This is a genomic window from Streptomyces sp. V4I8 (genome assembly GCF_041261225.1).
Lineage (GTDB): Bacteria > Actinomycetota > Actinomycetes > Streptomycetales > Streptomycetaceae > Streptomyces.
The window spans coordinates 7,929,198-7,955,122 of record NZ_JBGCCN010000001.1 but is presented as its reverse complement, the minus strand read 5'-3'; the positions used below and the strand labels follow the sequence as shown (position 1 = coordinate 7,955,122).

Sequence of the window (25,925 nt, the reverse complement as noted above, 5' to 3'; positions counted from 1 at the left end):
GAAGCACAACCTGTTCCCCATGATCCACCCCTCCCCGCCCCCGATCTTCACCCCGACACGGCCGGATAGATGTAGGGGACCCCTGTCCTCCCCAGTGGGGAGGACCCGGTGGCCGAGGGGATGAGTTCTTGCCGCCGCACTTCACCGGGCAGCACGACGAGATGGCTTTATCCGGCCCATACCTTCGAAACGAAAGGGGGCGGCAGGGGGCCGCCACCGCAATCAAGGGGGCAAGCCCGTCATGGGGAACGGAGATACGCGAGTGCGGGGGCTCGCCGCCCGCGCCGGCGGCTGGAGCGCCCGCCACCGATGGGCTGCCGTCGGCATCTGGGTGCTGTTCGTCGTCCTGGCGATGGGGCTCGGTTCGGCGGCGGGCCGGGTCGACGTCAAGGACAGCGACCAGCTGAAGGGCGAGACACACACCGCCGCCAAGATCGTCGAGGACGCCGGGATCGACGAGCCGGCCGGTGAGACCGTCCTGATCCAGGCGAAGGACGGCAGTCTCAAGGCCACGGACGCCGAGTTCAGGTCGGCGGTCGCCGCGGTCGTGAAGGCGGTCGAGGGCACCGGCAAGGTCACGGACGTGACGTCGCCGTACGACACGCAGACGATCTCGAAGGACGGCCGCAGCGCGCTGGTGCAGTTCGACATGCGTGGCGAGGCGGACACCGCGGGCGAGCGCGTGGAGCCCGTGTTGAAGGCCGTCGAGGACGTCCAGAAGGACCACGAGTCGCTGCGGATCGAGGAGATCGGCGGCGCGAGCATGATGAAGACGTTCGACGACGCGTTCGGGGACGACTTCCAGAAGGCCGAGTACTCCGCGGTGCCGGTGGCCCTCGGCATTCTGCTCATCGCCTTCGGCGCGCTGGTGGCGGCCCTGCTGCCGGTGCTCCTGGCCGTCACCGCGATCATGGCGACGATGGGCCTGATGGGCATCGTCAGCCATGTGATGCCGATGAGCGACACCGCCAACTCCGTGATGCTGCTGGTCGGGCTGGCGGTCGGCGTCGACTACTGCCTGTTCTACCTGCGCCGTGAGCGCGAGGAGCGTGAGGCCGGCCGGGACGCGCAGACCGCCCTGAAGGTCGCCGCCGCCACCAGTGGCCGCGCGATCATCGTCTCCGGTGTCACGGTGTGTGTGGCGATGGCGGGCATGCTGTTCACCGGGCTCGCCGAGTTCGAGGCGATGGGCCTGGCCTCGCTGATGGTCGTGGCGGTCGCCATGGTCGGATCGGTGACCGTGCTGCCGGCGCTGCTGTCGCTGCTCGGCGAGCGGGTCGAGAAGGGCAAGATCCCCTTCCTGCACCCGCAGAGCAAGCTCCGTCGCAACCGGGGGCGCGGCAACCGCGAGAGCCGGTTCTGGACGGCCGTGCTGAAGGGAGTGCTCGCCCGGCCGGTCATCTCGGTCGCCGTCGCGGCCGGTGCGCTGCTCGCCATCGCGGCTCCCGCGCTCGGCATGAAGACCCAGCAGCTCACCCTGGACAAGGAGTTCGGTGACTCGCTGCCCATCGTGCAGACGTACAACCGGCTCAACGAGGCCTTCCCGGGCGGTTCCGAGCCGGCCGAGGTGGTCGTCCGGGCGAACGACATCAACGCCCCCGAGGTGAAGTCCGCGCTCGCCGACTTCCGTGAGCGGGCGATCAGTTCGGGCGCCTCGCGCGGCCCGGTGGAGATCAAGCTGCACGACGAGCAGAACATCGCCTTCGTGTACGTCCCGCTGGTCGGCGGCTCCGACCTCGACAAGGCGGGCGCGAGCCTGGACAAGCTGCGCGACGAGGTGCGGCCGGCCACGCTCGGCGAGGTCGACGGTGTCGAGGCGCCGATCACCGGACAGGTCGCCGGTTCGAAGGACTTCAACGACCAGCTGGCCGGAGCGGTCATTCCGGTCTTCGCGTTCGTCGTCGTCTTCGCCTTCGGCCTGATGCTGCTGTCGTTCCGCTCGCTGACGATCGCGGTCACGTCGATCGTGCTCAACCTGCTGTCGGTGGGTGCCGCGTACGGCATTCTCGTCGCCGTCTTCCAGCACGGCTGGGGCGCGTCCCTGGTGGGCGCGGAGGGCGTCGGCGCCATCATCACCTGGCTGCCGCTGTTCCTCTTCGTGATCCTGTTCGGCCTGTCGATGGACTACCACGTGTTCGTGGTCTCGCGGATCCGCGAGGCGCGCCTGCGGGGCCGTACGACGAAGGACGCGATCCAGCACGGCGTGGTCACCACGGCCGGGGTCGTCACCAGCGCCGCGGTCATCATGGTCGCCGTGTTCGCGATCTTCGGCACGCTGTCCATGCAGTCCATGAAGCAGATGGGCGTCGGCCTGGCGGCCGCGGTCCTCATCGACGCGACGATCATCCGGGGCGTGCTGCTCCCGGCGGTGATGGCGCTGCTGGGCGAGCGCAACTGGTATCTGCCGAAGTGGCTGAACCGCCTGCCGGACCTGACGCACGACGAGGCGCCCGAGGCCGTGACACGGAAGGCCGCTCGGGACGACGAGGGTGAGCGGGTGCCTGTCTGACCCACCTGCCCGACGAGAAGAGGGCCCGTCGACTCCGGGGGAGCCGACGGGCCCTCGCTCATGCCCTGGCCTCCCGCAGTTCCGCCTCGATGAGGTCGGCCGCACGCCGTGTGCCGCCCTCCAGGGCCATCTCGGCCTGGATGTCCTTCAGGCGCCGGGCGACCTCGGGGTCGTCGACGAGCGCGAGGGCCGTCTCGCGCAGGGTCTCGGCGGTGGCTTCCTCCGTGGGCACGTGGCGGGCGACGCCGAGTGCCTGGAGCATGTCCGCGTTGCCGAACTGGTCCACGGCCTGCGGTACGGCGATCATCGGGGTGGCCGTGGCCAGGCCCTCCTGGCTGCCGCCGGCGCCGGCGTGGGTGACGAACAGGTCGGCCTGCTTCAGGATCGCCAACTGCGGTACCCAGGAACGCACTTCGACGTTCGCCGGTACGTCCCCCAGGTCGGCGGGGTCGACGTGCCGGCCGACCTGCAGCACCAGGTGCCAGCCGGGCAGGTCGCCGAAGGCCCGCACGCACTCCCGGTAGAACGCCGGCTGCTTGGTGAAGGCCGACCCGAGGGAGACGAGTACGACCTTCTCGGCGCCGGCCGGACGCTGCCAGTCGCCCTCGGCGGTGCGGTCGGCCTGGCAGGCGCCGACGAAGCTGTGGACGGTCTCGTCCACCCGGTCGGCGTTCGGCTGGAGCGCCTTCGGGATCAGGACGAGGGAGCGGTCGGGCCGCCCGGCGAACGGATCGGGGTGCTGGGCGATTCCGTTCTCCTCCAGCCACCCCTGGAAGCGCTCGTAGTAGGCCCGGCCGCGCTCGGTCTTCTTCGGCTCCTCCCACATCGGCTCGGAGACCTCCTGCTCGTACCCCTCCCAGGCGACGAGGCACGGCGAGAGCGAGATCGCGGGCACATCCCAGCGGTGGGCGAGGACACGGGCCGGGTACGAGGCGATGTCGTGCAGGACGAGGTCCGGCTCGTCTCCCTCGTACGTCTCGATCAGCTGCGGAAGGGCCTGGATCGCGTCGGCCAGGAACGGCTCGACGTTGTCCAGCAGGGTGCTCCCCCAGGCCTCCGGATCGGCGTCGGGGCCGGGCAGCGTGGAGTTCCAGAGCTTCGGCTCGGCTCCGGTGCCGGCGACCTTCTCGGCGAAGGCCGGGGGAATCGCGTACGTGACCCGGTGCCCGCGCGCCACGAGCTCGCGGATCACTTCGAGGCTGGGGTTCACGTGACCGTGGGCGGCGATGGAGAACATGGCGATGTGAGCAGGACTGGTCATGGAGCCGACCTTAAACGAGACGATACGTCTCGTGCAACATGCTTTCATGACGCCCGTACCGCCAGCACCTCGTGCAGCCTCAGCCACGCCCCCGGCGGCACCTCGCCGACAAGGGCCCTCGCGTCGAGGCGAGCCGCACGGAACGCCGCGTCGACCCGTCGCCTCCCATGGGCCCGGCGCAACGACGCCTGCAAGGAGCCGCCCACGCCCGAGAACCCCAGCTCGACCAGCTGCCGCCAGGTCTCGTACGCGGCGGCGTCGAGCAGCGGAGTGCGGCGCCGCTCGATCCGGATGATCCCGGCGTCCACGCGCGGCACGGGACGGAAGCTGTGCCGTCCGACGCGGCCGGCCAGCCGCCACTCGTAGCGGGGCCAGGTCAGGACCGTCAGCCGGGTCCAGCTGCCGTAGTCGCCCGTGCGTTTGCGGGCGTACTCGAGCTGGGTGAGGAGCGTGGCGTCGGTGAGGGCGGGTGCCCGCAGGCACCAGTCGACGATGGCCGCGGTGCGGGAGAAAGGCACGTTCCCGGCGACGGAGAACGGCGTGCGCGGGGGCCGTGCGGTCAGGAAGTCCTCGCCGATGACGCGGACTTGGGGCGTGCGCGAGAAGCGCGTACGCAGTGCGGGGACGAGCCGTGGGTCGATCTCGTATGCGAGGAGGCTCCGACAGCGCGGGGCGAGCAGCTCGGTCAACGCGCCTTTCCCGGCGCCGACTTCGAGCAGCAGGGGTGTCTGCCGGCCGTGCGGTACGGCGAGCCGGGCGAGCTGTCCGGCGGCGGCGCGGTCGGCGAGGAAGTTCTGGGAGAGCGCGCGGGATACGCGGGTGGGGCGGGCCATGGCCTGCGGTCCTTGTCTTCCGTGGGGAGGGAAAAGGGCAGACGAAGGCCCTGACCGGAAGACAGGAGGACGAACGAGTAACTGCGAGGAACAGCGAGGCCGCGACGGATCAGCGGGCGTGGCTCCCCGGGCCGGTCAGGGCTCCGGGGCCGCGGCGCATCCGTACGGAGTGCGCGTAGCCCCGGCCGTGACCGGTGTTGATGATCGCGTTGTTCGCTGCCACGGACGGCACGTTAGGGCTTGCCGGGTGACGTGGACAACCGAATTACGTCAGCGCTGGTAGCGCGCCAGTACCAGGTTCCCGTCGTCCTCCAGGCGCTCGCGCAGCTCACCGAGCCCGATGGCTCCGCTGTAGTACTCCTGGAAGGCGGGGGTGGCGACCTTGTCCTTCCACTCGGGATAGCCCCGCACGGACTGCGCGGGCGCCGACCGCAGGTGTGCGGCGAGGGCCGTGCCGGTGGCCCAGTCGTTCTCGGTGGTGTGCAGGGCCGGGTCCTTCAGCGCCTCGGTCCCGGTCGGCAGCATCCAGTCGCCCAGGGCCAGCCGGACCATGTTCTCCGGCCGGAGCAGGAAGTCGATGAACTCGGCCGCCTCCCGCTGGTGCGGACTGTCCTCGGCGATGGAGAGGGTCTGCGGGCTGACGCCCTGGGTGAGCCCGTCGGCGCCCGCCGGGGCGGGCAGCACCTGCCAGTCGAAGCCCTTCGGCGCCTGCTGCACGATCTGCTGGCGGTACGAGAACCCGAGCGGGACCATCGCGTACCGGCCGCCGAAGAAGCCGGGCAGGGTGTCCGAGCCACCGCTGCCCAGGGTGGTGGGCGACGCGCTGCGGTCGGCGTTGACCTGGTCGTGGACGGTGCGCGGCATCACCTCGTCACCCCTCTCGAATCGCACGGTCACCCTGCCGTCGGCGCCCCGGTGGAAGAGCTGTCCGCCCGCCGACAGCGACAGGTTGAGGGAGGCGGAGACGGGCTCCTTGAGCGGCCAGGCGACGCCGTACTTGCCGTCCCCGCTCAGCTGCTCGGTGACCTTCCTGAACTCCGCCCAGCTCCACGGCTGTTCGGGGGTGGGGACACGTACGCCCGCCTCCTTCAGCCACTTCGCGTTGGCGATGAGCACCCGTGGTTCCTGGAGGAAGGGCACCCCGTAGATCCCGTCCCCGAAGGTCGCCGTCTCCCAACTGCGCTGGGGGATATCGGACTTGAGCCGCTCCGGCAGCAGGTCGGTCAGGTCGGCGAGGTAGCCGCCGTACGCGAAGTCCGCGAGGTCGTCGGAGGCGTCATGGATGATGTCCGGGGCCTCACCGCCCTCGAAGGAGGTGAGCAGCTGGTCGTGGACGCTGTCCCAACTTCCCTGGACGTACTCGACCTTGACGTCGGGATGGGTCGCGTTCCACTCCTTCACCAGTTCCTGGTTGACCTCGACGGACTCCTCCTGCCAGGCCAGGGACTGGAAGCGCAGGGTGATCCGGCCGTCGGAACCGCCGCTGTCGTCGTCACCGCTGCATCCGGCGAGCAGCAGGGCCATGGGCAGCACCAGGGCCGTCAGCAGTCTCGTACGCATCAGCTCTTCACCGCCCCGGCGAGCATGCCGCCTGTGATCCGCCGCTGGATGACCGCGAACACCACCAGCGAGGGCAGCGTCGCGAGGAACGCGGCGGCGGCCAGCGGGCCGAGGTCCGCGACGCCCTCCGCCCCGATGAAGTGGGTGAGGACGACCGGCAAGGTCTGTTTCTCGGGGGTCTTCAGCAGTACGAGCGCGAAGAAGAACTCGTTCCACGCCGTGACGAACGCGAACAGCGCCGTCGCCACGATCCCCGGCACCAGCAGCGGCGCGGTCACCGACACCAGCGTCCGCACCCGCCCGGCGCCGTCGACCGCCGCCGCCTCCTCCAGCTCGGGCGGCACCGCACGGACGTATCCGACGAGCATCCACAGCGCGAACGGCAGTGCCCACACGACGTACACCATGATCAGCCCTGGCACCGAGTTGATCAGCCGCAGGTTCTTCAGCACCAGGAACAGCGGGATGATCACCAGCACCAGCGGGAAGGCCTGGCTGACGACGACCCAGCCGGTCGCCGCGCGGGCGAGAGGCGTGCGACGGCGGGCCATGACGTACGCCATCGGCGTCGCGAGCACCACGGCGATCAGGGCGGCGCCGAGCGCGGCGATCAGGGAGTTGAACGCGGCGTGCAGCAGGGGCTGTTCGTCGAAGGCCTGGCGGAAGTTGGCGAGGGTGGGGTCCTCCGGGATCCAGGTGGGGTGCAGACTGCCCAGTTCGCGCGGGGGTTTGAAGGCGGTGGAGATCAGCCAGAGGAAGGGGAAGGCGAGGAAGAGGAGATAGGCGAGCAGGGCGATGTACTGGCCGACACGGCCGGTTCGGCTCGTCCTCATGACCGGGCTCGTCCGCAGGGCTCGGCTTGCGCCCCCGGCTCGGCTCGCCCTCGTGACTCGGCCTGCGCTCATGCGTCGTCACCTCCCCTGAGCCGTCCGACGAGGAGGACGGCGAGGAGGACCGAGATCACCGCGACCATCACGCATCCCATCGCCGCCGCATAGCCGAACTGCCCGTAGCGGAAGGCCTCTTCGTAGGCGAAGAGCATGGGCAGCCGGGTGCGGCCGCCGGGGCCGCCGCTGGTCAGCACGTAGACCAGGGCGAAGGAGTTGAAGTTCCAGATCAGGTTGAGTGCCGTGATGGCGAGGGCGACCGGCCGGAGAGCGGGCCAGGTGACCGTGCGGAAGCGGCGCCAGGCGCCGGCGCCGTCCACGGCCGCCGCCTCGTGCAGTTCGCGGGGGGTGTTCTGCAGTCCGGCGAGCAGGGCGACCGTCGTGGTCGGCATGCCCGCCCAGATGCCCACGACGATCACGGCGGGCAGGGCGGTGCCGAGCCCGCTGAGCCAGTCGCGGCCGTCGCCGAGGCCCAGGTCACGGAGCGTCTCGTTGAGGATGCCGGCGTCGGGGTTGTAGACCAGCCGCCACATGACGCCGACGACGACCTCCGGCATGGCCCACGGCACGATCGCGAGGGCGCGGGCCAGCCAGCGCAGCCGCAGGTCCTGATTGAGCAGGAGGGCGAGGCCGAGCGCCAGCAGGAACTGCGGCACGGTGACGCCGACGGCCCACACCAGGCCGATCCGGAACGACTCCCAGAACAGCGAGTCGTGCAGCAGATCCCGGAAGTTGAGACCGCCGATCCACTGGGTGGGCTGGGTCCGTCCGGACTGGGCGTCGGTGAAGGACAGCAGGATGCCGTAGAGCAGCGGCCCGACGCTCAGGATCAGGATCGGGATCAGCGCGGGGAGTACGAGGAACCAGGCACCGTGATCCGTGACGCGCCGCCGTCTCCTGGGGTCGGGCGCAGGTCTCACCGACCTCTCCGCCTCGGTCACCGATGTCACGGAATCAGCCCCTTTGCGCGGCTCGGGTGGGCCCCGTCATGGTCGTGAAGGCGCCGTACCCCGTCAAGGCCGCGCGCACGCGGTCCGACCTGTGGAAATGCGAGACTGACCGGCGGGTGGCGAGAACAGGACACCCTCGGTACGGATCAAGGGCGCCACCAGTACGGCGCCATATGTATCGAAGTGGGACAGGCCGGGCGGGACACGGAGGCGGACGATGGACGAGGCACGGGCGCGGGACGTACTGACCGCGGCGGGAGTACTGCCCGCTCCGGCGCGGGACGCGCGCCTGCTCTCCCTGGGCGAGAACGCGGTGTTCGCCGCCGGTGACCTGGTCGTCAAGGTGGGCCGCGATGCCGAACTCCTGGGCCGGGCGCGGCGCGAACTGGACATCGCGGTGTGGCTGGCCGCGGCGGACGTGCCGGCGGTGCGGCCGGCCGAGCCCGAGGCACTGCTGGTGGAGGGGCACCCGGTGACCGTGTGGCACCGGCTGCCCGATCCCGTACGGCCCGCCGAGCCACGGGATTTGGCCGAACTGCTACGGGTCGTGCACGCCCTGCCCGCGCCCTCGTTCGGTCTGCCGCCGCGTGAGTTGCTGGGCGGCGTGGAGCGGTGGCTGCGGCTGGCGGGGGACGCGATCGACCCGGCGGACGCGGCGTATCTGCGGGAGCGGCGCGACGGGTTCGCGGCGGCCGCGGCCGGGCTGACTCCTCGGCTGCCGCCGGGGCCGATCCATGGGGACGCGCTGCCGCGCAATGTGCATGTCGGGCCGGACGGGCCGGTGCTGGTGGATCTGGAGACCTTCTCGGCCGATCTGCGCGAGCACGATCTGGTGGTCATGGCGCTCTCCCGTGACCGGTACGGGTTGCCCGCGGCCGCCTACCGGTCGTTCGTCGAGACCTACGGCTGGGACGTGCGCGAGTGGGACGGGTGCTCGGTGCTGCGCGGGGCGCGGGAGACGGCGAGTTGTGCGTGGGTGGCTCAGCACGCGCCTGGCAACCCGAAGGCGTTGGCGGAGTTCGGGCGGCGGGTGGCGTCCTTGCGGGAGGGAGACGAGACGGTGCGGTGGTATCCGTTCTGATCCGGACGGCTCCCGCAGCCGCCCGGCCCCTCGCACGCGGCTCGGCCCCGTCGGCTCAGACCCGTCGCCAGCGGGCCATGGCGAAGGAGAACACCCCGAACAGCACCAGTCCGGCCGCGACACAGACCAGCAGCCAGGGGCCGAGCGGGGTGTCGGCGAAGGTGCGCAGGGTGTCGTCCAGTCCCTTGGCCTTGTCGGGTTCGTAGTCGATGGCCGCGCGGACGGCGAAGACACCGGCCACGGCGAACACCAGCCCGCGGGCGGCGCCGCCGGCCACACCGGTGACGTCGACCACCTGCCGCGTCCGGTGGCTCATCTGCCCGAGCCGGAGCTTGTCGTGGTACTTGCGCAGAACCGCACGTACGCCGATCCAGCCGCCGGCCACGACGACGGCGATCCCCGCCGCGCCGACCAGCCACTGCCCGGCGGGCAGTTCCAGTGCCCGGGCGGTGGCGTCCCGGGACTGCTGGTCGCTGGATCCGCCGCCGCTCTGGTCGCGGGTCGCCGCGAACGACAGCACGGAATAGGCGACGAAGACGTAGAACGCGAAGCGGACGGCCGCCAGCAGCCGTTTGGGCGCGCTGCGGCCGTCCTGCCCGACGGAGCCGAAGAGCGCCTCGGACAGCCGCCACAGGGCCATACCGACGAGTCCGATGCCCAGTGCCCACAGCAGTACCGCGCCGAACGGCTTCTGCGACAGTTCCGCCAGGGCTCCACCGCGATCCGCCTGCCGGCTCGTGTCGCCGAAAGCGACCTGCAGAGCCAGCGCGCCGACGAGCAGATAGATCCCGCCCCGGGCGGCCAGGCCCGCCCGCGCCGCGCCCTCGGTGACCGAACCCCGCGCCGCCCGCCGGGCCCGGAAACGTCCCGTCCGTGCCCCCACACTCATGTCCATGCAGACCTCCCGGCCATCCGGATGCCCCGGCTCGGCCGCCACACACACGGCACGCACGGGTCCTGCCGCCGTCAGGGAGTCACGCCCCGGTCATTCGCCGCCCTGTCTGCGCACCATCTCGGTGATCCAGACGGGCGCGAACGGCGACGTGCAGCCCGGCGAGGTCGGATAGTCCTTGAGCACCTCCAGGCGCTCACCGATGTCGAGGGCGCGGGTGCGGTGCTCGGCGTGCTCGATCCCGATCTGCGCCAGGCAGTGGTTCATCGCCCACTGGAGGCGGTCCGGGGCGTCCTTCATCTCCGCCTCGATGACGTCGAGCAGTCCGGGGAGGTCAAGGCCCTCGGGCTTCTTCGCCACGCGCTCGGTGGTCAGCGCCCAGCCGGCACTCGCGACCACGGGATCCGGATCGGCGAACCAGGCCGACCGCAGATCTTCGGAGTGCGGGCTCTTCTTCACCACGTAGTTCACGAGCCAGTCGTGCACCTTCGGTGTGCGCGCCTCGCGGACCATCGTGTCCAGCTCGTCACGCGTGAAGGCCTTCGGGCGGCAGATCAGCAGCGCGAGCAGTCTTGCCGCGGTGTCACCCGTCTCCCAGAGCCGGCGGGCGAGTTCCTGCTGGGTCTTCAGCCGCTTGGCGAGCGCGCGCAGCTTGCCGAGGTTCACGCCGTGATCGTCACCGTGCTTCTCGTTCACCGCGCGGATCTTCGGGTCGTCGAGCCCGGCCAGTTCGGCCAGCACCTCGGCGACCGTCGTCTCGGTCAGCGCCGTCTCGGCCACCTCGGTCTCCCGTCCCTCACGTGCGGGTTTCAGCCTACGAGCCTACGGCGGAATCCGGCCGCCCGATCCCGCGCGCTCACGACCCCACGCTCTGGATGCCGCGCGCGGCGCGGCGCAGCTCGGTGAGAACGGTGCGGACCGCTGTGCGTGCCGTGCGTTCGGGGCGGTAGAGCGCGTCGATGTGGCGCCTCGCCCGGACTCCGCTCAGGGGCTTCAGGACCAGCGCCGGATGCGGTCGCATCGTCCAGCGGGGGATGAGCGCGATGCCACCACCGGCCGCCACGGCCTCGGCCACCACCGCGAACTCGTTGATGCGGTGAGCGAGGTGCGGGCGGCGCCCGGCCGCGGCGGCGATGGCCTCGATGACGGCCAGGACCGGAAACCCGTCGTGCACCGTGATCCACGGCTCGTCGGCCACGTCGCGCGGCGTGACGCGGCGCTTGGCGGCCAGCGGATGCTCGGCGGGCATGGCCACATCCAGCGGCTCGCGCAGCAGTGTCGTGCTGGCCACCGTGTCCGGCCAGGGCGGGGCGTGGTCCAGCCGGTGGGCGAGGACGACGTCGTACTCCCGGGTCAGGCGCGGGAAGTCCTCCTGCGGTACGTCCTCGTCGGCGAGCCTCAGCACCGGACGGCCCGGCCCGGCCAGTCCGCGGAGCAGCGGCGGGAAGAACGCGGAGCCCGCGCTGTGGAACGCCGCCACCGACACCTCCCCGTCCGGCTGCCCGACGAACTCCTCGACGGTGTGCCGCGCCCGCGCGAGCGCCGTCTCCACCTCCACGGCCGCACCGGCCAGCGCCTGTCCGGCGTCGGTGAGCACCAGCCGGCGCCCCTGACGCTCGGTGAGCGGCACCGGGATCGCCCGCTGAAGCAGCCGTAGCTGCTGGGAGATCGCCGACGGTGTCACCAGCAGCGCCTCGGCGACCGCCGTGACACTGCCCAGTTCGCCCAGCTCCCGCAGGATCCGCAGCTGCCGTTCGTCCATCGCCCCAGTGTAGGGACGATGTAGTGCCGCTAAATGATCGTTTTAGAAAGTGGTACTGGGCTTCATGGATGACTCCGGTGCACCGTAGGCGGGTGTCCGACGTCCGCCGTACCGATGCGGTACTCCTCCTTGTCGCGCTCGTCTGGGGTTCCAGCTATCTGTCCGCCCAGACGGCCACCGACGCGCTCCCCGTCCTGCTGGTGCTGTTCGCCCGCTACGCCCTCTCCGCGCTCGCCTGTCTCGGCGTGGTCACCTCCCGGCGGCGCGGGTCGCGCCGGTGGACGCGTGACGAGTTGCGGGCCGGTGTTCCCCTGGGCATGACCCAGGCCGCGGTCCTGGTCGTGGAGACGTACGGCGTCGCCCACACCAGCGCCGCCAACGCCGGTCTCATCATCAGCCTCACCATCGTCCTCACCCCGCTCCTCGACCGCGGCGGCCGCCGTGGCGCGCTGCCCGGGTCCTTCTTCGCCGCGACCGGCGTATGCGTCCTGGCCGTCGGGCTGCTGATGTCCGGCAACGGCTTCCACGCGCCACGCCTCGGCGATGTGCTGATGCTCGGCGCCGCGCTGATCCGGGCCGTGCATGTCGCACTGGTCGGCCGCTTCACCACAGGGCGGGCGATCCGTCCGCTGCACCTGACAACCGTGCAGACCCTCGTCGGCACGGTCCTGTTCCTGCCGGCCGCCGCCCTCGACCTGCCGACCCTCGTCCATGCCGACCCGGCGACCTGGGCCCAGTTGGTCTATCTCGCTCTGTTCTGCAGCGTGTTCGCCTTCCTCGCCCAGACCTGGGCCGTGCAGCGCACCTCCGCCAGCCGGGCCAGCCTGCTGCTGGGCACCGAACCGGTGTGGGCCGTGGCAGTGGGAGTGGCCCTCGGCGGCGACCACCTCACCCCGCTGACCGGTCTCGGGGCGGCCCTGCTGGTCGCCGGCACGTACTGGGGGCAGGCGGTGGAACGGGCGCACCGCAGCGCACCGGAACAGCTACTCCCCCCGCCTCACACTTCGCCGCACACCTCGGCCCACCCCCTCGACAAGGACTCCACATGCCCGACCGCACCCTCGACGGCAGCTCCCAGCACGACACTTACGACCACCTGATCTCCCTGCTCGACTCCTCCTCCGTCGACTACCGCCTCATCGACCACGCACCCGAAGGCGCCACCGAAGCCGTCTGCGCGCTGCGCGGGCACCCGGCCTCCGAGGCGGCGAAGTGCATCGTGCTGCGGGTCAAGGTGGACCGGCGCACGACACGTCATGTGCTCGCGGTCGTCCCGGGGGACCGCCGGGTGGACCTGGACGCCGTCCGGGCGCTGTTCGACGCGCGCTATGTCGGCTTCAGCGATGCGCGGACCGCCGAGCGGCTGGCCCGCGCCGTCCCCGGCACGGTCCTGCCGTTCAGCTTCGATCCGGACCTCGAACTGGTCGCCGACCCTGACGTCGTGGCGCAGCCGAAGCTGTACTTCAACGCGGCCCGGCTCGATCGCTCACTGCTCATCTCGGGAGCGGACTACGAACGGCTGGCCAAGCCCCGCATCGAGCGCGTCGCGGCGGCGGCACCGGAGGCGGTCGCGTCGCCTCAGGTGTGACGGAGGGCGCCGCGAGAAGGCCTCAGGGCAGCACGCGGCGCCCTGTTCCCCTGCCTCCCGTGCTCCCGCGTGCTCAGACGGTCTCCCCCGCCGGCTCCCTGAGCGGCCACGTCCCGTCGACCACCGCCGTCGCGTCGCCCTTGCGGCGCAGGAAGTTCTGGAAGTCCGCCGCCCACTCGGCGTACCACTCGATCTGGCGGCGGTGCAGCTCCGCCGGGCCGAGGGCCGCGATCTTGGGGTGGCGGTCGCCTATCGCACAGGCCAGCCGGGCCGCGGCGAGGGCGTCGGCGGAGGCGTCATGGGCGGCGTCGAGTGCGATGCCGTACTCCCGGCAGACCGCTTCGAGGTTGCGCTTGCCGCGGCGGTAGCGGTCGGCCCAGCGGTCGATCGTGTACGGGTCGATGACCGGGGCGGGGTCCTGGCCGCCCAGACGGTCGCGCAGGGACGGCAGTCCGTACCGCCGCAGTTCGGCGGAGAGCAGGCTCAGGTCGAAGGCCGCGTTGTAGGCGACGACCGGCACGCCCGTCTTCCAGTACGTCACGAGGACGTCGGCGATGGCGTCCGCCACCTGGTCGGCCGGGCGGCCCTCGGCGGCCGCGCGCTCGTTGCTGATGCCGTGGACCGCGACCGCGTCCGCCGGGATCTCCACGCCGGGATCGGCCAGCCACTCCTTGTGCCCTATGGGCTGTCCACCCCTGACCTCGATCACGGCCGCGGTGACGATGCGCGCCTCGCGCGGATCGGTCCCGGTCGTCTCCAGGTCGAAGCCGATCAGCAGCTCCCGGTGCCAGCCCATGGGCGGTCCCCCTTCTTGGTGGTGCGTTCCCCCAGTGGTCTCCACCTTCCCATGGGCCACTGACAATCAGAGGATCGCATTCCGCTTACCCCGCGGGACGGTTCAGGACACCGGTCGCGAATCCGCCCACATGAGCTCGAACTCCTCGCGATACGTTGGGAAAAGTCCGCTCTCATCCATCTCGCCCGACTTGACCACCCTGCTGCCGTTGCGCAGCACCAGGACCGGTGCCTCCAGCCCGCGCATCCGCCGCAGATAGGTCTGCACGACCGCGATGCCGTCGGAGCCGTCGCCGTCCACGAGGTAGGCCGTGAAGCGGGGCGTCTCGTCGAAGACCTGGATCTCGAACGCTCCCGGGTCACGCAGCCGGGACCGCACCCGGCGCATGTGCAGGATGTTCATCTCGACGGCGCGGCTCAGCTCGCCGCGCTTGATGCCGAGTTCGCGCTCACGCCGCTTGACCGCGCTGGAGGCCGGGTTCAGGAACAGCAGCCGTACCCGGCAGCCGGACTCGGCGAGGCGCAGCAGGCGCCGCCCGGAGAAGTTCTGCACGAGCAGGTTCAGGCCGATACCGATGGCGTCGAGCCGGCGCGCGCCGCCGAACATGTCCTCGGCGGGGAACTGCCGCAGCAGCCGTACCCGGTCGGAGTGCACCGCGACCACGTCGGCGTACCGGTCGCCGACCAGGTCCTCGACGGCGTCGATGGGCAGCCGGCGCGCGGACGGGACGTCGCCGCCCGCGCCGAGGACCTCCAGAAGCCGCGCCGATGCCCGCTCGGCCTGGTTGAGGACCGCCTCGGACAGGGCACGGTTGCGCGAGACGACGTTCCGGGTCACTTCGAGCTCGTCCAGGGCGAGTTCGACGTCCCGGCGGTCGTCGACGTACGGCTCGAAGCACGGCCAGTGCTGCACCATCAGCTCGCGCAGCTGCGGCAGCGTGAGGAAGCTGAGGACGTTGTCGTCGGCCGGGTCCAGCAAGTAGCCCTTGCGGCGGCTGACTTCGCGTACGGCGACCGCGCGCTGCACCCACTCCTGGCCGGCCGGTCCGGCCGCCGCCACCACCCAGTCGTCGCCATGGACGGGTTCGTAGATGGGGCGCAGAACAGCGGCCACGACCGCGCGCAGCCGCTGTTCGACGAGATTCAGCCAGATATAGGCCCGGCCGGCCCGCTGGGCACGGGTGCGCACCTCGAGCCAGGCCTCGGTGTCCCAGTCCAGCTCCGGGCCGATGGAGTTGGTCTCCATCGGCCTGGCCAGGGACACCGTGCCGGGCGGGACGTCTGCGGAGTTCCCCTCGTGACCCTCGTCACCAGGGGGCAACTCCAGCCCTCCCGAGCCCACCCGCGCACCGCCTTCCGCTCCCCCGAGCATCCCCGTCCCAACGATCAAGGAAGGGTACTCCGGGAGCGGTGGGCGGTGCAGCCGGATGGACAGGGTCGTTTCTCAACTGTCCCGGCCGACGTGCCCGTTGATGCCCTTGAGGTCGGCCGGAGTGAGCGGATTCATAGCGGTCACGTCACGCGGGGCGATCGAGAAGCCCTGCCAGTGGACCGGCATCGGCTGCTGGTCCTCGTCCCGCACGATGTGGTGGAAGCCGACATTCATCCAGACCACAGGGTGAGTGAGGGACTGCCCGTTGACCCACTTGTCGACGGAGGTGGGGTGTCCGGCGCCGCAGGCGGGCAGGTTGCCGCTGGCGTACTGCTCACACTTGTTGTACTCGGTGAAGTACACGTCGTGGTTGGTGAAGGGGCGGCCGGGGAACTTGGTCGTGGCGCCCGGAACGAGCTCGTACGAGCGCGCGTGCCCGTCCTTGTTCTTGCCCGCCGCGCTGACCACCCGCCACCAGCGCATGTTCTTGGCGTCGCCCGCGAGTTCCTTGGTGACCTTCGTGAGCGTCGTCTTGTTGGTCGGCCCCTGGTCGCCGGCGGCCGGGCTGACCTTCGAGTCGTACTGCTCGACCCTGGTCTTGGAGGAGCCGTCGAGGCCGAAGTCGAGCCGCCAGAAGACGTTGTGACTGTGGCTGTCGGCGTAGTCCTTGGCGCCCTTGCCGATGGGCCAGCCGAGGCCGTCACCGGCGTCGTAGTCCTCGGGGGCGAGGCTGCCGGTCGCGCCGACGTTCATGGTGAGGGTGCCGTCGTCCTGGAAGCGCCACTCGGTGATGTACTCGTACCAGCTCACCTTGTTGATGGTGTAGAGCAGCAGGTCCTTGCCCTGGGTCTGGTAGGTCTTGCCGATGTTCCCGTTCGGCGGCTCGGTCTGCAGGTGGTACGCGTGGCCGCGGGAACGGGTCGTGGCGCACAGGCCCTTGACGTCCTGCGAGTTGGAGTACAGGGGCTCGCGGACCTTGACGGTCTTGATGGTGCCGCCCGGGCATTCAGCAGGCTTCATGTTCAGCAGGCCGTTGCCGAAGTTGTACTCCGTCACGTCGTTGAACTCGGCGTTGCCGTCGTCGTAGGGCACATGGATCTGGGCCAGCTTCGCGCTGTTGAGGACCTTGATCGGCTTGGCCTCGCCGGGCGGCTGGTAGGAGATGTCCTCGAGGACGACACCGGAGGTGCTGTTGAAGCGCCAGCACATCCGCCAGGTGGTACCGGTGGAGAGCTTCTGCTCGATGCGGTAGGCCGCGCTGCAGTTGGGGGCCGGGGCCGCGGCCGCCTTCGGCTGGGCGGCGGCCGGTCCCGCTCCGGTCGTCGCGCCGGCCGCCAGCGCGGCCAGGGACAGGCCGAGGGCCGCCCGCCTGCGGGCACGGCTGATTCTGTTGACGCGCATGAAGAAGTGACTCCCTTACAGGAGGAGCAGAGTTGGAAAAGTGAACGGCGGCCGGTCAGCCGAGCTTGATGACCTTGCGGGCGCTCAGGTCGATGACGAAGGCCCGGGTGTCGATCCACGGCCCGTTCTTGACCTTCGGGAACAGCCGGGTGCAGCGGTGCTCGCCGCACTTCTCGACCGACGCCGACCCGCCCGGAGCCGCCCGGTACACCATGCTGCTCAGCTGCAGCTGGTCCGGGGAGGTGAGCACCTTGCCGGTCGCGTCCTTGTAGTCCGCCTTCAGGCCCGCGCCCAGCGGGTCGGCGATCAGCAGCTTGGCGGCCTCGGTCTGCTCGGCGAGGCTCAGGGGCGGCTGGACGCCGTGCTGGGTCGCGGTCCGCTCGACCTTGCCCGTGTCGAGGTTGACGGTCCTGGTGACGAGGGTGTCGTCCTGGTAGTCGTAGACCGTCACGTCGGCGCGCCGGGGTGCGCTCGCGTCGTCGACCTCGTCGGCCTCCGGCTCGGCCAGCTGGACGTCGATACGCTGCGGGCCGCGCGCGCCCCTGACGTTCTCGCTGCCGTCGGTCAGCTGCCGGTTCACCGCGAGCTTCTCGACCCGCACGATCTCGTCGTCGGTCAGCGGGTCGTTGCCCTTGCCGCGGTCGCCCTCGGCCGGCGCCTCCTCGACCACGCCGGGCTGCACGGCGGCGGCGCCGTCCCGCCCCTGAGCCGACTGTTGGGCGGACTGGCCGCCGCTGTCGGTCCCTCCCGTCGTGTCGGCCCCCGCCGTGCCCGGCAGGGTGATTCCGATCATCACGGCGGTCCCGGCCACCGCGATGGCCGCACCGGCCACCACCTTGCCCAGATGGCGGTGCACTATCTCGCGCACATCTTCCCCCTACTCCCCCAGCATCCTCGGGAGTACGTGTTTGCCCCACTGGTACGCCCTTGATGGCTATACCTGCGTCTGCACTGGTCGACCGATAAGAGGGACGTAAGTCATAGGTGGTTCCATCACTTTCGGGGAGACTCGATGTCAAGGCGCCCCCGACGGCGTGCCCGAGCTGAAAGAGTCGTGTCCATGCAGGTCTGGCCTGGAGAGGCATATCCACTCGGTGCCACCTACGACGGCGCCGGCACCAACTTCGCGGTCTTCACGGAGGCCGCGGACCGAGTAGAGCTGTGTCTGCTGCACGACGACGGCTCGGAGACGGCGGTGGAACTGCGGGAGAGCGACGCCTTCGTGCGGCACGCGTACGTGCCGGGCGTCATGCCGGGGCAGCGGTACGGCCTGCGGGTGCACGGCCCGTACGCCCCGGAGCGCGGTCTGCGCTGCAATTCCGCGAAACTGCTGCTCGACCCGTACGCCAAGGCGATCAGTGGCTCGATCCGCTGGGGCGAGGAGGTGTACGGCTACCACTTCGACAGACCCGACCAGCGCAACGACCTGGACTCCGCGCCGCACACGATGTCGTCGGTCGTGGTGAACCCGTACTTCGACTGGGGCGACGACCGGCGGCCGCGCACCGAGTACCACCACACGGTGATCTACGAGGCTCACGTGAAGGGCCTCACGATGCGCCACCCGGGGCTGCCCGAGGAACTGCGCGGCACCTACGCCGCCCTCGCGCACCCGGCGGTCATCGAGCACCTCACCGAGCTGGGCGTGACGGCGCTGGAGCTGATGCCCGTTCACCAGTTCGTGAACGACCACCGGCTGGTCGACATGGGCCTGAACAACTACTGGGGCTACAACACGATCGGTTTCTTCGCCCCGCACAACGCGTACGCCTCCTGGGGCGACCGCGGCCAGCAGGTCCTGGAGTTCAAGTCGGCGGTGCGGGCGCTGCACGAGGCCGGCATCGAGGTCATCCTCGACGTGGTCTACAACCACACCGCCGAGGGCAACCATCTGGGCCCCACCCTGTCCTTCCGGGGCCTGGACAACCCGCAGTACTACCGGCTGACGGACGACCCGCGCTACTACATGGACACGACCGGGACCGGGAACTCGCTGCTCATGCGGTCCCCGCACGTCCTGCAGCTGATCATGGACTCGCTGCGGTACTGGGTCACCGAGATGCATGTCGACGGCTTCCGCTTCGACCTCGCGGCCACCCTGGCCCGGCAGTTCCACGAGGTGGACCGGCTGTCGTCGTTCTTCGACCTGGTGCAGCAGGACCCGGTGGTCTCCCAGGTGAAGCTGATCGCCGAACCGTGGGACGTGGGCGAGGGCGGCTACCAGGTGGGCAACTTCCCGCCACTGTGGACCGAGTGGAACGGCAAGTACCGCGACACGGTACGGGACCTGTGGCGCGGCGAGCCCCGGGCCCTGGCGGAGTTCGCGTCCCGGCTGACGGGCTCGTCCGACCTGTACCAGGACGACGGGCGGCGCCCTCTGGCCTCCATCAACTTCGTGACCTGCCACGACGGGTTCACCCTGCACGATCTCGTCGCGTACAACGACAAGCACAACCACGCCAACGGCGAGGACAACCGGGACGGCGAGAGCCACAACCGTTCCTGGAACTGCGGGGCGGAGGGCGAGACCGACGATCCGGCCGTCCTGGAGCTGCGCGCCCGCCAGATGCGCAACTTCATCGCCACGCTGATGCTGTCCCAGGGCGTGCCGATGCTCAGCCACGGCGACGAGTTCGCGCGCACGCAGCTCGGCAACAACAACGCCTACTGCCAGGACAGCGAGCTGGCGTGGGTGAACTGGCTCGACCCCGAGGAGGGAGCCGAGGAGGGCGCCCAGGGGGGCGACAGCGGGCTGCTCGCCTTCACACGCGCGATGGTGTGGCTGCGGCGGGACCACCCGGTCTTCCGCAGGCGCCGCTTCTTCCACGGCCGCCCCGTGGAGGGCACGCACGACGACCTGTCGGACATCGCCTGGTTCACTCCGCAGGGCAAGGAGATGGCCCAGCGGGACTGGAACCGGACGCAGGCGTCGGCGCTGACGGTGTTCCTCAACGGCAACGCGATCTCGGAGCCGGGCGCGCGCGGGGAGCGCATCAGCGACGACTCGTTCCTGCTGATGTTCAACGCCTCCCCGAAGACCCTCGACTTCGTCGTGCCGGTCAACCACGGCCGCCAGTGGCAGGTGGTCGTCGACACCGCCCGCGCGGACGGGGTGCCGCCGGGGACGGGAGCCAAGGTGCAGGCCGGGGAGCGGTTGACGCTGGTGGACCGCAGCATGACGGTGTTGCAGCGGCCGGTCTAGGGGGTGTTCCGAAAGTCCCGTGCAGTGCCCGCGGTGTCCGGTGCGTGCCCTGGGGGTCCCCCCGGCCGAAGGCTGGGGGAGTGCCGGACGTACTCGGGCCTTTGGCCGGTGCGGTGAGGGTGCGTGCCGGGCGCCGCGGGCGCTGTGCGGGACTATCGAAAACGCCCCCTAGGACGGCGGCTCGCTCGGCGGTGGGTCGGGTTCGCGCGCGTGGCGGTCGCCTTCGACGGCGCGTCCGGTGTACGACTCCGGGCTCGCCGTCAGCGCGATCAGGCAGGCGAGCGCCGCGGCGAGGCTTCCCGCGCCGAATGCCGCCGCGGGGCCGTAGGACTCGGCGAGCCAGCCGGTGACGGCGACCGCCAGTGCCTGCCCGCCCACCAGCGCGCTCGTCGCCAGCGCCATCGCCTCGGCCAGCCGCGCGGGCGGGACCACGCGCTCGGTGAGCCCGAACACCGTGATGAGGTGCGGCGCGTAAGCGATGCCCAGGACGGTGACGGTGGCGTAGAGCGCGGCGAGGCTCTGCGTCCACAGCAGGGGGAGAGACAGCGCGCACGCGGCTGCGGTGGCCGCGCGCCAGCGGGTGGTCAGTCCGACGTGAGCGGGCACCGCGGCCATGGAGAGTCCCGCGACAGCGCTCATCACTCCCATGGCGGCGTACACGAGCCCTGCCTGATCCGGCTGTCCGAGCCGCTCGGTGAGGGCGGTGATGCCGGCTTGGCATGCGCCGAACATGGCGCCTTGGAGGGCTAGGGCGGCTTGGAGGGCATGGACGGAACCGGTGCGTCGCGCCGCGGACGTCGGGACGGAACCGGTGCGTCGCGCCGCGGACGTCGGGACGGCACCGGTGCGTGCTGACGGCTCCGTGGGGACGGCACGGGTGCGTTCCGTCGGCTCCGTCGGGACGCAACCGGTGCGTTCTGTCGGCTCCGTCGGGACGGCACCGGCTCGTCGCCTCGCAGAGGTCCGGACGGAACCGGACCGTCGTCCCCTCGGCGTCGCGACGGACGCGGACCGTCGTTCCCCCGACGTGGCGACGGACGCGGACCGTCCGTCCCCTGGCGTCGCGACGGACGCGGACCGTCCGTCCCCCGGCGTTGCGACGGCCGCGGGCCGTGTCGCCACCGCCGTCCGATGCAGCGCGAATCCCGCGCCGCACAAGGCCACCAGCGCCGCCGCACCACCCAGCGCGAACCCCGGATGCGCGGTCACCGCCGCCAGCCCGACCAGGGCGGGCCCCAGAACGAAGGAGATCTCGTCCAGGGTGCTCTCGAAGGACAGCGCGGCACCCACCGTTGATTCACGAGCTCCGGCACCGCGCGCGAGAGCGACGAGGCGGGCGCGGGCCATGGGCCCGATCTGCGGCACAGTGGCTCCGGCCGCCGCCCCCAGCACGGCGAGCACCGCCGTGGGCAGCTCGGCGAGCGCACCGACGACCAGCCCGGCGATCGCGAGGGCGTTGGCGAGACAGAAGCCGAGCACGACCGTCCGCTGGCCGTGCCGGTCGGCGAGCCGGCCCACCAGCGGTCCGCAGGCCACCTGCCCGACGGCGAGCGCACCGCCGGTCAGCCCGGCGGCGGCCAGGGAGCCACTCGTCCGCGCGACCAGCAGCACACTGCCGAACTGGATCGTGGCGGTCGGCAGCCGCGCGAGGAAGGACATGACCGGCAGCAGCGGCCCGGTCAGGCCGATCACCTCACGGTAGGCCGCCGATGTGCCGCGCCGCCCGGTCGTCCCCGTCTTTCCCATCAGTCGAAGCTAGGCACGCGCGTGGGCCCACGTGGAGGGGACGATGACACGAAGGGCGGCAGGGCGGGTACGTAGGTTTCCATGACACCTGAGCGACGTGACCCGTTGGTGCCGACCGCCACCTACCGGCTGCAGCTGCAGCCCGCGTTCCCGTTCGAGGCAGCGGCGGCGGCCGTGCCGTACCTGGCCTCGCTCGGCGTCTCGCATCTGCACCTGTCCCCGGTCCTGGAGGCGGTCCCGGGGTCGGGGCATGGCTACGACGTCGTGGACCACGCGCGCGTGCGCGAGGAACTCGGCGGTGAGGAGGGGCTGCGCGCGCTGGCGCGCACCGCGCGGGAACACGGTCTGGGCCTGGTGGTGGACATCGTGCCCAACCACATGGCCATGGCCCCGCGCCACAACCGCGCCCTGTGGGAGGTGCTGCGCGAGGGCCCCAAGTCGCCGTACGCGCGATGGTTCGACATCGACTGGGAGGCGCAGGGCGGCCGGGTGCTGCTGCCGGTGCTGGGGCGTCCGCTCGGCGAGGAGCTCGCTCACCTGGAGGTGGACGGCGACGTCCTGCGCTACTACGACCATGTGTTCCCGCTGCGTGAGGGCACCGAGGAACTGCCGCTGACGCAGCTCCTGGACGCCCAGTGGTACCGCCCGGCGTGGTGGCGGCTGGCCCGTACGGAGCTCAACTACCGGCGGTTCTTCAGCATCTCGGAGCTGATCGGGCTGCGGGTCGAGGACCCGGAGGTGTTCGAGGCCACGCATGCCAAGATCCTCCAGCTCCTCCACGAGGGCGTGCTCGACGGACTGCGCATCGACCATCCCGACGGCCTCGCCGACCCCGACGGATATCTCCAGCGCCTCCACGAGGCGACCGGCGGGCGCTGGACGGTCGTCGAGAAGATCCTGTCGGACGGGGAGCACCTGCCCGCCTCCTGGCCCGTCGCCGGCACCACCGGCTACGACGCCCTGCGACACGTGGACGGCCTCTTCACCGACCCGGCCGGATTCGGGGAACTCCTCGGCCAGTACCGGCGGTTCGCGGCCCCGCAGACGGACCGGGGCGGCGACTGGGAGGCGACGGTGCGGCGGGCGGCGTACAAGGTGCTCACGCACGAGCTGGCCACGGAGGTGGACCGGCTGACGCGGGTGGCGGGCCGCCTGTGCGCCACGTCCCCGGAGCCCGCGCTGCGCGACCGGGCGCCCTGGGCGCTGCGCACGGCACTTGAGGAGCTCCTCGTCCGGCTGGAGGTCTACCGGCCGTACGCCTCCGGCGACGCGGCCCGTGTGGTCACCGAGGAGGCGGCGGCCGAGGCCCGGCTCGCCTTCGTCGTGCCCGAGGAGGCGGGCGCGGTCGACGTCGTGCGCGACCTGGTCCTCGGGCGGGCCGGTGACGGACCGGAGCACGTGGAGTTCCGGACACGGTTCGCGCAGACGGCGTCGGCGCTGCGGGCCAAGTCCGTGGAGGACACGGCGTTCTACCGCTATGTGCCGCTGTTGTCGGCGACCGAGGTGGGCGGGAACCCCGGGAGCCCCGCGGTCACGCCCGACGAGTTCCACGCCTACTGCGCGCGCGTGCAGCGCGACTGGCCCGGCACCGGGACGGTCGCGTCGACGCACGACACCAAACGCAGTGCCGACGTACGGGCCGGGCTGGCCGTGCTCACGGAGTGCCCGGAGCTCTGGGCGGACGTCCTGACCGAGGTGACCCATGACGGCGAGGGCGTCCCCGACGCGCAGCTGGCGTGGGCCGCCTGGCAGACGGTCTTCGGGCTGGGCGAGGCGGACGTCGACCGCGTTCAGGGGGCACTGCTGAAGCATGTGCGCGAGGCCGGGATGTTCACCAGCTGGACGGAGCAGGAACCGCCGTACGAGGAGGCGGTGGCCTCGTTCGTCGCCACGGGGCCGTGCGGTACGCAAGGCGAGCGCGTGGCCGCCTTCCGGAGCCGTCTGGAGCCGCACATCCGGGCGAACGTGCTGGGCATGGCCCTGGCCCAGCTGACGATGCCGGGCGTGCCGGACGTCTATCAGGGCACGGAGGGCGAGTACCGGGCGCTGGTGGACCCGGACAACCGCCGGGTCGCGCGGTTCCCGCACGAGGATCCGGGCGAGAAGGGCGCGGTGACGACGGCCGCGCTTCGGCTGCGCAGGCGACGCCCCGACGTGTTCGGGGACTCCGCGTCATACACGCCGTTGCCCGCCGAGGGCCCCGCGGCCGCCCACTGTGTGTCCTTCGCGCGATCCGGAGAAGTGGTCACCGCCGTGACGCGGCTGTCGCTGCGGCTGGCGGGGTCGGGCGGCTGGCGCGACACCTCGCTGCCGTTGCCGCCGGGGCGGTGGGCCGATGCGCTCGCTCCGGAGCGGGAGTTCACCGGGCACGCGCGCGTGGCGGAGTTGTTCGAGCGGCTGCCGGTGGCGTTGCTCGAGCGGGTGGGCGGGGAAGCGGCGGGGTGAGCCGAGCGCGCTCTCGGCCGGTACGGCCTCACGCCACGTACGGCTTCACGGCGCGTACGTCTGTACGGCGCGCCCCGGCCCCGTACCCGCGACCGGCTCGGGCCCGCGTACGCTCCCGGGGCTCGGGGACGGCGGCCGGCGCGCGGTGACGGGCGTCGAGGTCCGCTTCACGCCCGCGCTCCCGACGCGTATCGGTGCAGGCGAAGGGGGTGCGGCACCCCGGCGGGACGGACCCGGCACGCCCGCTGACGCCGGCCGCCCGCCCCTGCCGGCGGTCAATGCAACTGGGCGCCCCCGGGAGCCTCCCCCGTGAACTGCTTGACAGCTAAACCGGACCATGGGGTACTGCGGATTGCGAAGCCGGGCGGAAGTGACGGGGGTGAGTCTCCTGCCGGAGCTGCGCTACCCCTCCCTGACCGAACTAGTCCTGTCCGCCCGCGCGCTGGCCGCTCACCGTCCGGGCCTGTGCACACTGAGACAGGTGGGGGCCTCCCGGGCGGGCAGACCCCTCCACCTGTTGTCCATCGGTCACGCCCGGCGCGCCGTCCTGGTGGTCGCCGGGGCGCACTCCAACGAGCCGACGGGCGGCCCCACGCTGCTCGCGGTCGCCGAACGGGTGATGCATGAGCGGGAGTTGCGGGCCGATGTCTCCTGGCACTTCCTGCTGTGCGCGGATCCCGACGGGGCGAGCCTGCACATCACGCCGGCGCCGCGCAGCCTGTTCGACTACCACCGCGGCTTCTTCCGGCCGGCGGCTCAGGAGCAGCCGGAGTGGGCGCCGGCCGCGCTGCCGCCCGACCGGCTGCCGCCCGAGACGCGCGCGCTGACCCGGGTCATCGACGAACTGCGCCCCTACCTCCAGGTGACACTGCACGGAACCGATCTGGGCGGTAGCTGGGTGCAGTTGACCAAGGACATTCCCGGACTCGCCGAGCCCTTCGCGAAGTCGGCGGCGCAGCTGCACATCCCGGTGGAGACCGGCGCCTCGGACGCGGCGGGCTGGCCAGCCTCCGGACCCGGGGTGCACGTCATGCCGGCACCGGGCGCGGGTGCGGCGTATCCGAGCATGCCGGACGACGCGCGCAGCAGCACCTGGTACCACGTGCACCGGTACGGCGGCCTGACCGCGGTCGTCGAGGTGCCGATGTGGGCGAGCGACCTGGTGGACGACCCGGCTCCGCATCCGGCCCCGGCCAGGGCGATGCGGCGGCTGGCGGCCCGGCTGCTGCGGGACACGCTGGAGGTGGAGCGGGTGCTCGCCGAGGCGCTCCCCCGGCTGGACGGGGTCGACGGGCCCTTGCTGCGGGCCTCGAAGTGGGCGCTGGAGCTGGTGCCGGGGCTGGCCGCGGACTGGACGCACACGCCGCCCGCCGACAACAGCATGGCGTACGTCGGGAGCGTGGACGCCTTCGGGCGCCGGCTGCCGCTGCGGGCGGCGGCCATGCTGCTGCGCGTCCTGCGGGAGGCCGACGACCGCGGGGCACAGCGCCTCGAAGACCTCGTGGCGACGTGGAGCGATGCCTTCGCCGAACGCTTCGGTGCCCGCTGGGTGCCCCTGGAGCACCAGATCGAGCACCAGTCCCGCACGGTCGTGGCGGCAGCGCTGCACGCACGCGACCGGGCGGCGTGAGCCTGCCGCCA

19 protein-coding genes and 1 pseudogene are annotated in these 25,925 nt (G+C 71.5%); 7 read left to right on the top strand and 13 right to left on the bottom strand.

Going from position 1 to position 25,925, the window contains the following annotated elements:
• Nucleotides 1-241 precede the first annotated feature (241 nt).
• A complete protein-coding gene (locus tag ABIE67_RS36110) occupies nucleotides 242-2,509 on the top strand; it encodes an MMPL family transporter (RefSeq protein ID WP_370265743.1) in 2,268 nt (755 codons plus the stop codon).
• A gap of 58 nt (nucleotides 2,510-2,567) precedes the next feature.
• Here ABIE67_RS36110 and ABIE67_RS36105 read toward each other — a convergent pair.
• The 5 genes and pseudogenes from ABIE67_RS36105 to ABIE67_RS36085 form a co-directional block, all read right to left on the bottom strand.
• Nucleotides 2,568-3,810 (bottom strand): annotated as a pseudogene (locus tag ABIE67_RS36105) (glycosyltransferase).
• A gap of 4 nt (nucleotides 3,811-3,814) precedes the next feature.
• A complete protein-coding gene (erm, locus tag ABIE67_RS36100) occupies nucleotides 3,815-4,603 on the bottom strand; it encodes an ErmE/ErmH/ErmO/ErmR family 23S rRNA (adenine(2058)-N(6))-methyltransferase (protein ID WP_370265742.1) in 789 nt (262 codons plus the stop codon).
• A gap of 270 nt (nucleotides 4,604-4,873) precedes the next feature.
• Nucleotides 4,874-6,163 carry an ABC transporter substrate-binding protein gene (locus tag ABIE67_RS36095; RefSeq protein WP_370265741.1) on the bottom strand — a complete coding sequence of 430 codons (1,290 nt, stop codon included), beginning with the start codon at nucleotides 6,161-6,163 and terminating at the stop codon, nucleotides 4,874-4,876.
• Nucleotides 6,163-6,996, bottom strand: coding sequence for a carbohydrate ABC transporter permease (locus ABIE67_RS36090; protein ID WP_370265740.1), 834 nt, complete (start codon nucleotides 6,994-6,996; stop codon nucleotides 6,163-6,165). The genes ABIE67_RS36095 and ABIE67_RS36090 overlap by 1 nt, the downstream gene beginning before the upstream one ends.
• 68 nt (nucleotides 6,997-7,064) lie before the next feature.
• Nucleotides 7,065-8,000, bottom strand: coding sequence for a carbohydrate ABC transporter permease (locus ABIE67_RS36085; protein WP_370265739.1), 936 nt, complete (start codon nucleotides 7,998-8,000; stop codon nucleotides 7,065-7,067).
• A gap of 217 nt (nucleotides 8,001-8,217) precedes the next feature.
• On the opposite strand from ABIE67_RS36085, the gene ABIE67_RS36080 reads away from it, so the two are divergent.
• Nucleotides 8,218-9,081 carry a phosphotransferase enzyme family protein gene (locus ABIE67_RS36080; protein ID WP_370265738.1) on the top strand — a complete coding sequence of 288 codons (864 nt, stop codon included), beginning with the start codon at nucleotides 8,218-8,220 and terminating at the stop codon, nucleotides 9,079-9,081.
• 55 nt (nucleotides 9,082-9,136) lie between these two features.
• Here ABIE67_RS36080 and ABIE67_RS36075 read toward each other — a convergent pair whose 3' ends face one another.
• From ABIE67_RS36075 to ABIE67_RS36065, 3 genes are all read right to left on the bottom strand, one after another.
• Nucleotides 9,137-9,976 carry a DUF1206 domain-containing protein gene (locus ABIE67_RS36075; RefSeq protein ID WP_370265737.1) on the bottom strand — a complete coding sequence of 280 codons (840 nt, stop codon included), beginning with the start codon at nucleotides 9,974-9,976 and terminating at the stop codon, nucleotides 9,137-9,139.
• A 90-nt stretch (nucleotides 9,977-10,066) separates the two neighbouring features.
• Entirely contained in the window at nucleotides 10,067-10,753 is a 687-nt protein-coding gene (locus ABIE67_RS36070; RefSeq protein ID WP_370265736.1) for a DNA alkylation repair protein, read from the bottom strand.
• A 76-nt stretch (nucleotides 10,754-10,829) separates the two neighbouring features.
• Entirely contained in the window at nucleotides 10,830-11,735 is a 906-nt protein-coding gene (locus tag ABIE67_RS36065) for a LysR family transcriptional regulator (protein ID WP_370265735.1), read from the bottom strand.
• A gap of 92 nt (nucleotides 11,736-11,827) precedes the next feature.
• Between ABIE67_RS36065 and ABIE67_RS36060 the strand changes: the two genes are divergently transcribed.
• Together ABIE67_RS36060 and ABIE67_RS36055 are read left to right on the top strand one after the other, a co-directional pair.
• Nucleotides 11,828-12,835 (top strand): DMT family transporter, encoded by a 1,008-nt coding sequence (locus ABIE67_RS36060; RefSeq protein WP_370265734.1) that lies wholly within the window; start codon nucleotides 11,828-11,830, stop codon nucleotides 12,833-12,835.
• On the top strand, nucleotides 12,781-13,323 hold the full coding sequence (locus ABIE67_RS36055; RefSeq protein ID WP_370265733.1) for a YbaK/EbsC family protein: 543 nt from the start codon (nucleotides 12,781-12,783) through the stop codon (nucleotides 13,321-13,323). The genes ABIE67_RS36060 and ABIE67_RS36055 overlap by 55 nt, the downstream gene beginning before the upstream one ends.
• Before the next feature lie 73 nt (nucleotides 13,324-13,396).
• Here ABIE67_RS36055 and ABIE67_RS36050 read toward each other — a convergent pair whose 3' ends face one another.
• From ABIE67_RS36050 to ABIE67_RS36035, 4 genes are all read right to left on the bottom strand, one after another.
• Nucleotides 13,397-14,119 (bottom strand): 3'-5' exonuclease, encoded by a 723-nt coding sequence (locus ABIE67_RS36050; RefSeq protein ID WP_370265732.1) that lies wholly within the window; start codon nucleotides 14,117-14,119, stop codon nucleotides 13,397-13,399.
• A gap of 102 nt (nucleotides 14,120-14,221) precedes the next feature.
• On the bottom strand, nucleotides 14,222-15,490 hold the full coding sequence (locus ABIE67_RS36045; protein WP_370269291.1) for an SAV2148 family HEPN domain-containing protein: 1,269 nt from the start codon (nucleotides 15,488-15,490) through the stop codon (nucleotides 14,222-14,224).
• 72 nt (nucleotides 15,491-15,562) lie between these two features.
• The gene (locus tag ABIE67_RS36040; protein ID WP_370265731.1) at nucleotides 15,563-16,891 is read right to left on the bottom strand and encodes a copper amine oxidase; all 1,329 of its coding nucleotides are present in this window, start codon (nucleotides 16,889-16,891) and stop codon (nucleotides 15,563-15,565) included.
• Nucleotides 16,892-16,946: 55 nt separating this feature from the next.
• Nucleotides 16,947-17,759, bottom strand: coding sequence for a Tat pathway signal sequence domain protein (locus ABIE67_RS36035; RefSeq protein ID WP_370265730.1), 813 nt, complete (start codon nucleotides 17,757-17,759; stop codon nucleotides 16,947-16,949).
• A gap of 192 nt (nucleotides 17,760-17,951) precedes the next feature.
• Here ABIE67_RS36035 and glgX point away from each other — a divergent pair, with 192 nt between their 5' ends.
• A complete protein-coding gene (gene glgX / locus ABIE67_RS36030) occupies nucleotides 17,952-20,093 on the top strand; it encodes a glycogen debranching protein GlgX (RefSeq protein ID WP_370265729.1) in 2,142 nt (713 codons plus the stop codon).
• Nucleotides 20,094-20,261: 168 nt separating this feature from the next.
• On the opposite strand, the gene ABIE67_RS36025 is transcribed toward glgX, so the two are convergent.
• Nucleotides 20,262-21,839 carry an MFS transporter gene (locus tag ABIE67_RS36025; protein ID WP_370265728.1) on the bottom strand — a complete coding sequence of 526 codons (1,578 nt, stop codon included), beginning with the start codon at nucleotides 21,837-21,839 and terminating at the stop codon, nucleotides 20,262-20,264.
• An 81-nt stretch (nucleotides 21,840-21,920) separates the two neighbouring features.
• Here ABIE67_RS36025 and treY point away from each other — a divergent pair, with 81 nt between their 5' ends.
• Both treY and ABIE67_RS36015 read left to right on the top strand, forming a co-directional pair.
• On the top strand, nucleotides 21,921-24,284 hold the full coding sequence (gene treY, locus ABIE67_RS36020; RefSeq protein ID WP_370265727.1) for a malto-oligosyltrehalose synthase: 2,364 nt from the start codon (nucleotides 21,921-21,923) through the stop codon (nucleotides 24,282-24,284).
• A 379-nt stretch (nucleotides 24,285-24,663) separates the two neighbouring features.
• Nucleotides 24,664-25,914 (top strand): M14 family zinc carboxypeptidase, encoded by a 1,251-nt coding sequence (locus ABIE67_RS36015; RefSeq protein ID WP_370265726.1) that lies wholly within the window; start codon nucleotides 24,664-24,666, stop codon nucleotides 25,912-25,914.
• Nucleotides 25,915-25,925: the final 11 nt, after the last annotated feature.

Excerpts from the sequence above, each read along its gene's own strand:
- ABIE67_RS36045 (WP_370269291.1), bottom strand. The coding sequence starts at position 15,490 with ATGCTCGGGGGAGCGGAAGGCGGTGCGCGGGTGGGCTCGGGAGGGCTG.
- erm (WP_370265742.1), bottom strand. The coding sequence starts at position 4,603 with ATGGCCCGCCCCACCCGCGTATCCCGCGCGCTCTCCCAGAACTTCCTC.
- ABIE67_RS36075 (WP_370265737.1), bottom strand. The coding sequence starts at position 9,976 with ATGGACATGAGTGTGGGGGCACGGACGGGACGTTTCCGGGCCCGGCGG.
- ABIE67_RS36095 (WP_370265741.1), bottom strand. The coding sequence starts at position 6,163 with ATGCGTACGAGACTGCTGACGGCCCTGGTGCTGCCCATGGCCCTGCTG.
- glgX (WP_370265729.1), top strand. The coding sequence starts at position 17,952 with ATGCAGGTCTGGCCTGGAGAGGCATATCCACTCGGTGCCACCTACGAC.
- ABIE67_RS36080 (WP_370265738.1), top strand. The coding sequence starts at position 8,218 with ATGGACGAGGCACGGGCGCGGGACGTACTGACCGCGGCGGGAGTACTG.
- ABIE67_RS36055 (WP_370265733.1), top strand. The coding sequence starts at position 12,781 with ATGCCCGACCGCACCCTCGACGGCAGCTCCCAGCACGACACTTACGAC.
- ABIE67_RS36040 (WP_370265731.1), bottom strand. The coding sequence starts at position 16,891 with ATGCGCGTCAACAGAATCAGCCGTGCCCGCAGGCGGGCGGCCCTCGGC.
- ABIE67_RS36050 (WP_370265732.1), bottom strand. The coding sequence starts at position 14,119 with ATGGGCTGGCACCGGGAGCTGCTGATCGGCTTCGACCTGGAGACGACC.
- ABIE67_RS36110 (WP_370265743.1), top strand. The coding sequence starts at position 242 with ATGGGGAACGGAGATACGCGAGTGCGGGGGCTCGCCGCCCGCGCCGGC.
- ABIE67_RS36025 (WP_370265728.1), bottom strand. The coding sequence starts at position 21,839 with ATGGGAAAGACGGGGACGACCGGGCGGCGCGGCACATCGGCGGCCTAC.
- ABIE67_RS36090 (WP_370265740.1), bottom strand. The coding sequence starts at position 6,996 with ATGAGGACGAGCCGAACCGGCCGTGTCGGCCAGTACATCGCCCTGCTC.
- treY (WP_370265727.1), top strand. The coding sequence starts at position 21,921 with ATGACACCTGAGCGACGTGACCCGTTGGTGCCGACCGCCACCTACCGG.
- ABIE67_RS36065 (WP_370265735.1), bottom strand. The coding sequence starts at position 11,735 with ATGGACGAACGGCAGCTGCGGATCCTGCGGGAGCTGGGCGAACTGGGC.